The sequence below is a fragment of the Paenibacillus sp. J31P316 genome, from assembly GCF_056269105.1.
The window spans coordinates 177,306-189,417 of sequence record NZ_JBWDNI010000001.1; the positions used below are offsets into that span (position 1 = coordinate 177,306).

The 12,112-nt window shown below is 56.1% G+C and carries 7 protein-coding genes; 2 read left to right on the plus strand and 5 right to left on the minus strand.

Annotated features, from left to right (window positions below; genetic code table 11):
- Window positions 1-9: 9 nt before the first annotated feature.
- Complete coding sequence (locus tag AC0YNU_RS00735) at window positions 10-5,742, minus strand: HAMP domain-containing protein (protein ID WP_475752403.1); 5,733 nt, start codon at window positions 5,740-5,742, stop codon at window positions 10-12.
- Window positions 5,743-5,764: 22 nt separating this feature from the next.
- A complete protein-coding gene (locus AC0YNU_RS00740) occupies window positions 5,765-6,979 on the minus strand; it encodes a response regulator (protein ID WP_475752404.1) in 1,215 nt (404 codons plus the stop codon).
- Window positions 6,980-7,547: 568 nt separating this feature from the next.
- Between AC0YNU_RS00740 and AC0YNU_RS00745 the strand changes: the two genes are divergently transcribed.
- Entirely contained in the window at window positions 7,548-7,883 is a 336-nt protein-coding gene (locus AC0YNU_RS00745) for a DUF1904 family protein (RefSeq protein WP_475752405.1), read from the plus strand.
- Between the two features lie 175 nt (window positions 7,884-8,058).
- Here the strand turns inward: AC0YNU_RS00745 and AC0YNU_RS00750 are convergent, their stop codons facing one another.
- Window positions 8,059-9,081 carry a GntR family transcriptional regulator gene (locus AC0YNU_RS00750; protein ID WP_475752406.1) on the minus strand — a complete coding sequence of 341 codons (1,023 nt, stop codon included), beginning with the start codon at window positions 9,079-9,081 and terminating at the stop codon, window positions 8,059-8,061.
- Between the two features lie 68 nt (window positions 9,082-9,149).
- Window positions 9,150-9,956 carry a phytanoyl-CoA dioxygenase family protein gene (locus tag AC0YNU_RS00755; RefSeq protein WP_475752407.1) on the minus strand — a complete coding sequence of 269 codons (807 nt, stop codon included), beginning with the start codon at window positions 9,954-9,956 and terminating at the stop codon, window positions 9,150-9,152.
- Window positions 9,957-10,166: 210 nt separating this feature from the next.
- Between AC0YNU_RS00755 and AC0YNU_RS00760 the strand changes: the two genes are divergently transcribed.
- A complete protein-coding gene (locus tag AC0YNU_RS00760; RefSeq protein ID WP_475752408.1) occupies window positions 10,167-11,630 on the plus strand; it encodes an MDR family MFS transporter in 1,464 nt (487 codons plus the stop codon).
- A 160-nt stretch (window positions 11,631-11,790) separates the two neighbouring features.
- Here the strand turns inward: AC0YNU_RS00760 and AC0YNU_RS00765 are convergent, their stop codons facing one another.
- The gene (locus tag AC0YNU_RS00765) at window positions 11,791-12,096 is read right to left on the minus strand and encodes a hypothetical protein (protein WP_475752409.1); all 306 of its coding nucleotides are present in this window, start codon (window positions 12,094-12,096) and stop codon (window positions 11,791-11,793) included.
- Between the last annotated feature and the right edge of the window lie 16 nt (window positions 12,097-12,112).

Genomic DNA, 12,112 nt, shown 5'->3' on the forward strand with positions numbered 1-12,112 from the left:
CTAGCTTGCTTACCCTCTGCCCACCGGAACGACTGCGCTCCCCAACCAATGGCGAATCATCGCCACGAGCTGCGCACTGTTGACCGGCTTCGTGATATAGTCCGATGCGCCGGCATCGAGACACAATTCCCGGTCGCCCTTCATCGCCTTCGCGGTCAGCGCGATGATCGGCAGGTCCGCGAACCGTTTCCGCTTCCGAATCGCCCGCGTCGTCTCATACCCGTCCATGACCGGCATCATGATATCCATGAGCACGATGTCGATATCGGGGTTCTGTTCAAGCGCCACGATCGCATCGTGACCGTTCTCGGCAGGGAGCACCAGCATGTTATGTCGTTCCAGAATCGTCGTCAATGCGAATATATTCCGGATGTCGTCATCCACGACGAGCACTTTCTTAAAGGCGATCATTTCGTCGGAAGCATGCAGCCTGACCAGCTTCTCTTGCGGCGAATCGGCCATATTTTCCGCCTTGCGGTGAAGATACAGCGTCGTGTCCTCCAGCAGCTGCACCAAGGTATTGGATTGCTTCAGCACGGCAAGCTTCATCGACTCTTCGATCTCGCTTGCCTCGGCCGGCGTCGGTTTGCGGCTCGTATGCAGAATAATAGGCACCTGCTTCAGACTCTCGTTCTTGAGAATATCGCGGACGAATGATCCAATCGATAGCTCAGGCAGATCATTATCGATCACGATGCAATCGAACTGTCGCGATTTCAACTGATTCGCCGCTTTGCGAACCGTATCCACCGCCGTGATTTTCAGGTCCCTGCCGGTCAGCAGTTCGGTCAGCTGCCTGCGGCGGGGCTCGTCATGCATGGCCACCAGCACCTGACGGAGCGTTCGATCGGCATTGGCGCTCAAGCGTTCCAGCGCTTGCTCCAGCTCCTCGCTCGACACCGGTTTGCAGATGAAGTCCGAGACGCCCTTCCGCAGAAGCTCGACCGCATCCTCTTCGACGGAAATAACGCATACCGGGATGTGACGCACCTCCGGATTGTTCTTCAGCAGCTCGATAACGAGCCAACCGTCCATATCGGCAAGGCGCAGGTCCAGCGTGATCGCTGCCGGCTTGTAACGGACGGCAAGATGGAGCGCATCTGAGCCTTTGGTCGTGATGACGGCCTTGATGCCCTTCTTCCGAAGCTGGCCAAGCAGGATTTCGTTGAATTTCAAGTCGTCCTCGATGATAAGAAATACCCGGTCGCCAGGCTTGATCGTATCCCGGTCATCCAGGACCGAATCACCGGAATAGCTCGCGAAGCTGCGCGTACGAACCATCGGCGCGACGTCGATAACCTCCGGCACGTAAGCGGTGCGAGGCGCTTGCTCGCTGCTCGTCTCGACATCCAGCGGCAGGTAGAAATTGAACGTGCTGCCGATACCCGGCACGCTGTACAACGTCAGCTCGCCGCCGAGCATCTCCGCGATTTCCTTCGATATCGTCAGACCGAGGCCCGTGCCGCCGTATTCGCGGTTCGTGCTGCCGTCCGCCTGCTGGAACGCCTCGAAGATGATTTGCTGCTTCTCCGCCGGAATACCGATGCCGGTATCGCTGACGGAGAAGCAAAGCACCGTCTTCGCCCGGTTCAACGTCTCGTTCTCCGCGCTCCAGCCGGTATCCGCTTTGCGGATCTGGAGCATGACCTGCCCCTGCTCGGTGAATTTGAACGCGTTCGAGAGAAGGTTTTTCAAAATTTGCTGCAAGCGCTTCGAATCCGTCGAGATGACGGACGGCACGCCGGGCTCGGTCGTCAAGCGAAAATCCAGCTTCTTGTTGTTGACGATCTGCCGGAACATCCGGTCGAGTCCGCCGCTAAGATCCGCGATCGACAGATTGCCGTAATCCGGCGTCACCGTGCCGGATTCGATCTTGGACAGATCGAGAATATCATTAATCAACGTCAGCAGATCGAGCCCGGACTCCTGAATGGTCTTGGCGAATTTGACCTGATGATCGGTTAGATTCGCATCCGGATTCTCGGCCAGCTGCTCGGCCAGCAGCAGCAGGGAATTGAGCGGCGTCCTCAGCTCATGCGACATGTTCGCGAGGAATTCGGATTTGTACCTGGACGTGAGCGCAAGCTGCTCGGCTTTCTCCTCCAGGAACCGTTTCGCCAGCTCGACCTCGTTGTTCTTGCTCTCCACTTCCGCTTTCTGAATGACGAGCAGCTTCGCTTTGTCCTCCAGCTCTTCGTTCGTGCTCTTCAGCTCGTTCTGCTGCTTCTGCAGCTCTTCCGTCAACGACTGCGATTGCGTGAGCAGCTGCTCCGTCCGCTGCGTCGCCTGCATCGTGTTGATCACGATCCCGATCGATTCCGTCAGCTGATCCAGGAATGCGATGTCGATCTCGGTGAATCGGCGGAAGGAAGCCAGCTCCAGCACGGCGAGCACTTGATCTTCGAAAATAATCGGCAGCAGCACGATATTGAGCGGCGTCGCTTCTCCGAGTCCCGAGGAAATGACGACATAATCATTAGGAACGTTCGTGAGCAGAATGCGCTGCTTCTCGATCAAGCACTGACCGACAAGCCCTTCCCCGGCGCGGAATTCATTCGCCAAGTGCTTGCGCTGCTGGTAGGCGTAGCTTGCGAACAACGCAAGCGCCTGCTCGCCGTTCACCGGCTCGTTAATGTAGAACACGCCATGCTGCATGGAGACGAGCGGCGCAAGCTCAGACAGGATCATGCGGCAGACCGCATTCAGATCCCGCTGCCCTTGCAGCAGGCGAGAGAATTTGGCCAGATTCGTCTTCAGCCAATCCTGCTCCGTATTGATGCGCGTCGTTTCCTTCAAATTCCGGATCATTTCGTTGATATTATCCTTGAGCGTCTCGACGTCTCCGGCCGCGGCCACGTCGATCGTCCGCGACAGATCGCCCTTCGTTACGGCGGTCGCGACGTTCGTGATCGCGCGCACCTGCGTCGTCAGCGTACTCGCCATGTAGTTAACGTTGTCGGTCAAATCCCGCCACGTTCCCGCGGCGCCAGGCACGCTGGCCTGCCCGCCCAGCTTGCCTTCCGCGCCGACCTCCCGCGCGACGGTCGTAACCTGGACGGCGAAGGTTGCGAGCGTGTCGATCATGTTGTTGATCGTATCGGTCAGCTCGGCGATCTCGCCTTTGGCCTCCACGGTCAGCTTCTGTTTCATGTTCCCGTTCGCGACCGCCGTTACGACCTTCGCGATGCCCCGCACTTGATCCGTCAGGTTGGTCGCCATGATATTAACGTTGTCGGTCAGGTCCTTCCAGATTCCGCCAACGCCCCGTACCTGCGCCTGCCCGCCCAGCTTGCCGTCCGTGCCGACCTCCCGCGCTACCCGCGTAACCTCGGACGCGAACGAGTTCAGCTGATCCACCATCGTGTTGATCGTATTCTTCAGCTCGAACAGCTCGCCCTTCACGTCGACCGTGATTTTCTTCGACAGGTCCCCGTTCGCGACGGCCGTCGTAACGCCGGCGATGTTCCGCATCTGAACGGTCAGGTTGCTCGCCATGTAATTTACGGTATCCGTAAGATCCTTCCACGTTCCCGAGACGTCCTTCACCTCGGCCTGTACGCCGAGCTTCCCTTCCGTTCCGACTTCCCGCGCGACGCGCGTGACCTCGGAGGCGAAGTTGCTGAGCTGGTCCACCATCGTATTCATGGTAATCTTGAGCTCCAGAATCTCGCCTTTCACGTCAACGGTGATCTTCTTGGAGAGATCCCCCTTGGCGACGGCCGTCGTGACGTCCGCGATGTTCCGCACTTGGTCCGTCAGGTTGCGGGCCATGTTATTCACGCCCTCGGTGAGATCCTTCCACGTGCCGCCGACGCCTTTTACCTGCGCTTGGCCGCCGAGCTTGCCGTCCGTACCGACCTCGCGGGCTACCCGCGTGACCTCGGAGGCGAAGGTGGAGAGCTGATCCACCATCGTATTGATCGTGTTCTTGAGCTCGAGGATTTCGCCTTGTACATCCGCCGTAATTTTCTTCGACAAGTCCCCGTTCGCGACGGCCGTCGTGACGACCGCGATGTTCCGTACCTGATTCGTCAGGTTGCTCGCCATATAGTTAACGCTTTCGGTCAAATCGTACCAGGTACCTGCGACGCCGCGCACCTGCGCTTGGCCGCCGAGGATGCCGAGCGTGCCGACCTCACGCGCCACCCGCGTGACCTCGGAGGAGAACGTCGAGAGCTGATCCACCATCGTATTGATCGTGCTCTTGAGCTCCATGATCTCGCCTTTGGCATTAACGGTGATTTGCTTGGACAGATCGCCCTTCGCGACGGCCGTCATCACGCCCGCGATGTTCCGCACTTGGTCGGTCAAGGTACTCGCCATGAAGTTAACGCTGTCGGTCAGATCCTTCCAGGTGCCGGATACGTCCTTCACGTCCGCTTGGCCGCCGAGAATCCCTTCGTTGGAAACCTCTCTTGCGACCCGCGTGACCTCCGAGGCGAAATTGCTTAATTGATCCACCATCGTATTGATCGTGCTTTTCAGCTGAAGGATCTCGCCCTTCGCGTCGACGGTGATCGTCTTGGACAGGTCCCCTCTGGCGACGGCCGTCGTAACCTCCGCGATATTTCGCACTTGGTTGGTCAGATTGCTCGCCATGTAATTGACGCTCTCCGTCAAATCCCGCCACGTGCCGGCGACGCCGCTAACCTCGGCCTGACCGCCGAGAATGCCTTCCGTACCGACCTCGCGCGCCATCCGCGTGACTTCCGAGGCGAACGTCGAGAGCTGATCCACCATCGTATTGATCGTGTTCTTGAGCTCGAGAATTTCGCCCTGCACGTCGGCGGTAATTTTCTTCGACAGATCGCCGTTCGCGACGGCCGTCGTGACGACCGCGATATTCCGCACCTGATTGGTCAAGTTGCTCGCCATGTAATTGACGCTCTCCGTCAAATCGCGCCACGTGCCGGATACGCCCTTAACGTCCGCTTGGCCGCCGAGCTTCCCTTCGGTCCCGACCTCGCGCGCCACCCGCGTCACCTCGGAGGAGAACGTCGAGAGCTGATCGACCATCGTATTGATCGTATTCTTGAGCTCCTGAATCTCGCCCTTCGCATTAACGGTAATCTGCTTCGACAGATCGCCGTTCGCGACGGCGGTCGTGACGGCCGCGATGTTACGAACTTGGTCGGTCAGGTTGCTCGCCATGTAATTGACGCTGTCCGTCAAGTCTTTCCACGTGCCGGATACGCCTTTGACGTCCGCTTGGCCGCCTAATTTACCGTCGGTACCGACCTCGCGCGCCACCCGCGTCACCTCGGACGCGAACGTGCTCAGCTGATTGACCATGCGGTTGATATTGTTGGCTGTCCGCTGGAACTCGCCCGTGAGCGGCCGGCCTTCGAATTCCATCTCCACCTTCTGCGACAAATCCCCCTGCGCGACCGCATTGATGACTCGCACCATCTCGCTCGTCGGCTGAATCAAATCGATGACAAGACCATTCAACGATTCGACAGCGGTCTCCCACGAGCCCCCCGTATTCTTATGGACGAAGCGCCGGCTCAGCTTGCCTTCCTTGCCGACGACCTTGGCGACGGACTGCGCCTCGCCCACCAGACTCTCCATCATGTCGACGATTTCGTTGAAGGTGTCCGCCACTTTGCCGGCAATGCCCGTGTGATCGTAAGGCATCCGATAGGTGAAATCGCCTTTCTTGAGCGCCATCAGCGCATTCAGCAGCAGTCCCGTATCAAGCGCATCCGCTGGTCTAGGTGGAACAATATCCGTGTCTCCCATCGATATCCCTGCTTTCGTCTATTTAGTCTTGCTCCTGGCTATGTATGGCTTGATCCTCGCACTTGAGAGCGATCGTAAATTGAAATAAGGCACCTTGGCCGGGAATCGCCGTTGCCCATATGGAGCCTCCCATCAACTCGACCAGCGCTTTGCAAATTGAGAGCCCGAGACCGGTCCCGCCGAATTGCCGGCTTGATGAACCGTCCAGCTGGAAGAAAGGCTGAAAGAGCTCCTTCAACTGAGCCTCCGGTACCCCGATGCCCGTATCCCGGATCGAGAATTCAATAATGAGTTCGCCCTCGTACTCTTCCAGCAGCTTCACCGTCACTTCGATGCCGCCTTCCTCCGTGAATTTCACGGCATTGCCGATCAGATTGATCAGCACCTGGCGGAGGCGCGTCATATCGCCGACGAGCAACGGCGGCAGCTGCGGGTCGATCGTAATACTCGTAGCGAGATTGCGGTTGCGCACCATTGCGGTGAAGAGATCCATCGTCTCGTCCAAGCATAAGCGAAGCGAGAAAGGTTCCTCTTCCAGCTCCAGCTTGCCGGCTTCCAGTTTCGAGAAATCCAAAATGTGATTAATGACCTTCAGCAGCGCATTGCCGCTCGTATGAATGATTTCGACCATCTCCGCATGCTCGCTTGGCAGCTCCATCGTAAGCAGCAAGTCGGACATGCCGATGATGCCGTTCAGCGGCGTGCGGATTTCGTGACTCATCATGGCTAAAAATTCGGATTTCACGCGAGACGCGATCTCTGCGGATTCCTTCGCTTGAAGCAAATCGCGATTGACCTTCTCCAGCTGATGCGTCTGCAGCTTCAGCAGCTCGCTCTGCTTGCTGAGCGAACGGTTGGCCTCGTAGAAACTGATATAGCCTTCGACCTTCGCGCGCAGAACTTGAGGAATGATCGGCCGGGTCAAATAATCGACGGCACCGAAAAACTCAGCCGTATCGTCGCGCTCCTGCTGCTGCGCGATGGACAAGAAAATAATCGGGATATGCCTGGACCGTTCCCGCGTCTTGATCATCCGCGCGGTCTCGAAGCCATCCATCTCCGACATGTTGGCCGCCATGATAATGACGGCAAAGTCATTATCGAGCAGCGATCGCAGCGCCTCCCGCCCCGAATAAGCCCGGATCGCGCGATAAGGCATGCCGGCAATCGCCGCTTCCACGGCTGCCAGATGCTCCGGTCGATCATCCACAATCAAGAGTTGAACAGGATTGTCCACCTGTCAGCTTCAACCTCCTTTCACATTGCTGCTTATACCCTTATCACCCAAATTGATAATGGCTGAATCAGTAGAAGTCCTCTACTTAAATATTCCCTATTTCATAGACAAAAAACACCGATAAACCGCGCTGCCGGCGATAATATCGGTGCTTAAAAAGTCGATGTTATTGCATTGTAAAAAACGCTAACCAATCATCCTACGGCATCTCTATTGGCTCAAGCACGCATTCATGCACGATCCGTCCGTCCCTCATGAGCCGACGCTTGCAGCAGGCCCAGTAAGCCGCTGCCATCAGGTTTTCGCAGATAGACGCGTATCCGCTCGAGCTTGCCGTCCAGTTTCATTCTCGTCTGGAAGCGAATGTGCAGGAATACGGAGCTCGACCGTGAAGGCTGATACGCTACGCAAGCAAAAGCGTATAAACGAGTAAATACAAGCGATGCCGCGTATGCAGCCGCTCAACGCTATAAATCGAAGCTATAACCGAGGTCCGCCTGTTGAATAAACGGCGGTTTGTGATTATAATCACAATGTAACCTAATTATAACGAAATGAAGGGATTCACGTGCCATTTTTGCGTTTCAAAGGATTTACGGCCTCGTTTCTGAAGCAAATAACGCCGACGATCGTCGACGAATTCGCCACTCTCGTCAGCATCCCGAACGAAATCGTCAAGATTGAGCTGATGGACATCCAGATCATTACGAATACGCCGCGTTCTCTCGAGATCCTGATGTTTCAACGAACCCAGGAACTTCACGATGCCATTGCATCCAAGCTGAATCGCCTGTTAACGGAGTTCGGCTGCGATAACGTTCATATCTTCTTCATTATCCTCAATCCAGCACTCTACTATAAAGAAGGCAAGCCCCTGCTTCGCTCGCAACCGCTGCCGGTATAAAGCTTTAGGAGTGACGAAGAAGCCGCAATCCGCGGCTTCTTTGTCGTTGCGGCGCGATGAGGGCGCACCGGCTTTGATCTTATAGGGACGCGAACGAACGTGCGCCGGCTTTGATTGTATCTGTACGCTGCCGAGTTCGAACCGGTTTCGATGTCGTCTCTTGATCCTGGGGCCGCTACCTGTCGTTCAAGCTGCCCTTTACGGGAAAACTGCCGGCGCGCCACAGCTCCCCCTGATGATTCTGCGCGACGAGCCGCTCGTACGTCTTCTCGGCCATTTCTTTCATCGGCTGCTTATAAGCGGCAAGCTTATAAGCAGCCATCTCAGGCAAATCATCGATGACAGACAACTGGATGCCTTCGATGCCCGCCTGCTCCACATATTCGGCCGCTGCAAGACCGATCGGTCCGTTACAGCAGATCAGGCCCGCGGGCAGCCTGCCCTCCTCTTGAAGCCGACGAAGCAGCGCGGCCGTCTCGGCTTTCACGTTCTTGCCCCACGGAATACGGAACATGCCTCCTTCGCCGTTCAACGCATGAAATGCCTGCTCCCGCTGCCGTTCGCTCGGAATCGTCAACCCTTCGTAGCCGAGGAATGCAATCTCGCCGCCGGAGGTAGCAGTCCGAAGCGCGGCATACAGTACGGCAACGGCATCGCTGCTGTCGATTCCGACCGTATCGGCAATGTCCGTCTCGAACATCTGGTCGAAGATGACCATGTTCATGCCGACGGCCCGCAGCCGGCGGAGCATGTCGAAATCGATGTCCTCGCTCTGCGGCCAGAAGACGACGTTCCGTATGTTTTTCTTGATTAGCCGGTTGAAGAAATCGTCCGTCGCGAACGCTCTGCCAGTGAAATCCTGCTTGAACAGCACCAGCGAGCCGTTCTCCTCCGCCACCTCTTCGAAATGCGACATAAACGAAGCGAAGAACGGATTATGCACCGGCGCGATCAAGGCGATGAGCTCCATGGAGCTGGCATATCCCCCTGCCCGTGCGGATACGGCCGTTCCTTGGCCCTGCACGCTGACGAGGAGCCCATCCTTCTTCAATTCTTCCAGCGCCTTGCGTACCGTTACGCGGCTCAGTTCGTAACGTTCGCACAGCTCATGCTCGGTAGGAAGCAGGCTTCCGCTCTTGAACGTTCCGTTCATGACGAGCCTGACGATTTCGTCCTTCAGTGTCAAATATAATGACATGCCTTCCACGCACTACCTTTCCGTTTGCACAAGTTGCATGCTCGCTCTGCCTGCTGCGGATCTTCCGGCTACTTCTTGATTTCATCCGTGCTGGAGATATGAAAATCCCGAGATAACCGGGCGAATGGTTCGGTTGGTATCTCTCCCTGCGGATTGTGCTGGAAGCTGTCGGTACCTCGCACTTGATAGGCTTTGAAGTTCGGCGAGCGCGAGAGATCGCACTTTACATCGTTGCCCGAGTAACGAATGGTCAGACCGTTCCGCCAGCGGTTAGACGGATTCGCGGGCGAACCGTGGACGATCGCATCGTCGTGCAGCGACAATTGCCCGGCCTTCAGCAGGAGCGAACGCTGCTCCGACTCGTTAAACGTCCCACGCTCCAGCTCCAGTGCGAGCACGGAGTCGCCGGTAATCGTCCTATGCTTGATGAGTCCCGCCTTGTGACTCTTCGGGATGACTTTCATCGCGCCGTTCTCTTCATCCACGTCCGTAAAAGCGAGCCAAACCGTAACCGAATTATGCGGGTGGAGCGGCCAATAATAGGCATCTTGATGCCAGGCAACGGTATCCTTGGACGCAGGCGCTTTGGCGAAGAACTGGGAACCCCACATGAAGAAATTCGGACCGAGAATTCCTTCGACGTAATCGAGAATTCGCGGATGCGTGCAGACGTCGTACAGCCACTTGCTCGACATATGCCATTCCCTTATTGCCATGTGCTTCTCGTCGGACTCCAACAGCTTGACGAGCTCGCCCAGCTCGACGTTCAAAGCCGACATTTCTTCAGGCGTGAATACCGGTTCCAAATCGATTACGTACCCGTTCTCGCTGTAAAAGGCTTTCTGTTCCTCGGATAACAGCTGACGCTCGGACATCCTGACTACCTCCCGATAATTTGTATTAACCAATAATACAAATTCATCATAACGCTCACTGCGCAATCCGGCAAGACTTCTTGGCGAACTCCGCGAAATTTCGAATCCATTTCTGGTAAACGAACAGTTGTTCGAATAAGAGGATGATGCTAATATGGAAAAGATCATAGATTTTCCCATTCTCTCACCAATTTAAGGAGGAGCAAACAAGTGAATGTTTCAAGCGAAGCGTCCAGCGCTTCAACGGATTTAAGCAGCATCAAACGAGGTCCGATCGTCGCGGCGCTGATCATCGGCGCGTTCGTGGCGATTCTGAATGAGACGCTGCTCAACATCGCCTTTCCCGATTTGATGAAGGAATTCAGCATTTCCCCGGCGACCATTCAGTGGTTATCCACGGCATACATGCTCGTTATCGGCGTTCTGGTTCCTGTCACTGCTCTGCTTCAACAATGGTTCACCACGAGGCAAATGTTCTTGACTGCCATGATCCTATTCCTTGTCGGTACCATCATTTGCGGTTCCGCTCCCGTATTCAGCATGCTGCTTGTCGGCCGTGTCGTGCAGGCGCTCGGAACCGGGCTCATGCTTCCCGTCATGATGAACACGATCCTCGTCATCTATCCGCCCGAGAAACGCGGCGGCGCGATGGGCATGATCGGCCTCGTCATCATGTTCGGACCGGCAATCGGACCGACGCTTGCGGGCCTCATCATCGACCAGCTCGACTGGCGCTGGCTGTTCTTCCTGGTTATCCCGCTCGCGGCGTTTTCCGTCGTATTCGCAGCCGTATTCCTGCGCAACGTATCCGATATTACCAAGCCTAAAGTGGACATCTTGTCCATTGTGCTGTCCTCCATCGGCTTTGGCGGTATCGTATACGGCTTCAGCAAAGCAGGCGAAACGTCGTGGTCGGACCCCGAGGTCGTGTGGACGATTACGGTCGGCGGCATCTCCCTTGTGCTGTTCATCATTCGGCAACTGCTCGTCCGCGAGCCGATATTGAATCTTCGGGCGTTCAAATACCCGATGTTCTCGCTCGTCACAGTCATGATGCTCGTCCTTATGATGACACTGTTTTCGACAATGATCTTGCTGCCGCTGTTCCTGCAGACGGCGCTGATGATGACCGCCTTCAAGGCAGGCTTGACACTGATGCCCGGCGGCGTCATCAATGGCATCATGGCACCGATTTCCGGCAAGCTGTTCGATAAGTACGGACCTCGCGTGCTCGTCGTGCCCGGCTTGATTCTCGTGCTGCTGTCCGTCTGGCTCTTCACCGATATCTCGGTCAACACGACCGCCGGTTATGTCGTCACGCTGCACATTATTCTCCTCGTCGGTATTTCGCTCGTCATGATGCCGGCGCAGACAACAGGCCTTAATCAGCTGCCGCGTCATCTGTACCCGCACGGTACGGCGATTCTGAACACGCTGCAGCAAGTAGCCGGCGCAATCGGCACGGCGTTGTTCATCAGCATCATGTCTTCCGGCACGAAGGATTTCATGGCCGAGTCGCCGAACGCGACGCCTGCGGAAGGCTTGGTTGCCGGCCTGCATAATGCGTTCGTCATTGCGCTCTTTATCGGCGTTATTGCGTTGATTCTGGGCTTCTTCATCAAGCGCGTTCAAGCGCCGAAGGAAAAAGAAGAGAAACAAGCGGCTTCATTTTAGCGAGAAACGGCGGTTGTGAGCTCGTAAGTTCCACCCCGTGGACGGCATAACGCTCGCAAGCAACAGAAAATGCACCCTGCAGCTCGTTCGCGGATCCCTTGAAGGGGCGGACGCGAGTCGACGTCAGGGTGCATTTTGCTTGCGATGCGGCTTCAAGGGTTCACGGCGTTTCCGTGCGGAATTTGCGAACGATGTCTGTAACGTATTTGATCATGACCGATGCGCCGCCTATAAAGTAGAGCACAACCAGTGTATAATGCGTTGGATCGATCGTTGTTATCGATAGAATAAAGTTCAGTGGCAGGACATAAAAGACGATATCCTTCAAATAACCGAGAAACGTGGTATCGAAGGAGCCCGACCAGAACGAACGGGCAAATGCAATCACGAAATCGAGAATCATAAAGCCGAATACGCCCCACATGGTATACACGACCCAATCCCCAAGCGTGAGTCCATAATCCATTTATTATCACCACCTT

Bases quoted from the DNA above. Each gene is read 5' to 3' on its own strand.
- AC0YNU_RS00735 (WP_475752403.1), bottom strand. From the start codon at position 5,742: ATGGGAGACACGGATATTGTTCCACCTAGACCAGCGGATGCGCTTGAT.
- AC0YNU_RS00750 (WP_475752406.1), bottom strand. From the start codon at position 9,081: ATGTCATTATATTTGACACTGAAGGACGAAATCGTCAGGCTCGTCATG.
- AC0YNU_RS00755 (WP_475752407.1), bottom strand. From the start codon at position 9,956: ATGTCCGAGCGTCAGCTGTTATCCGAGGAACAGAAAGCCTTTTACAGC.
- AC0YNU_RS00765 (WP_475752409.1), bottom strand. From the start codon at position 12,096: ATGGATTATGGACTCACGCTTGGGGATTGGGTCGTGTATACCATGTGG.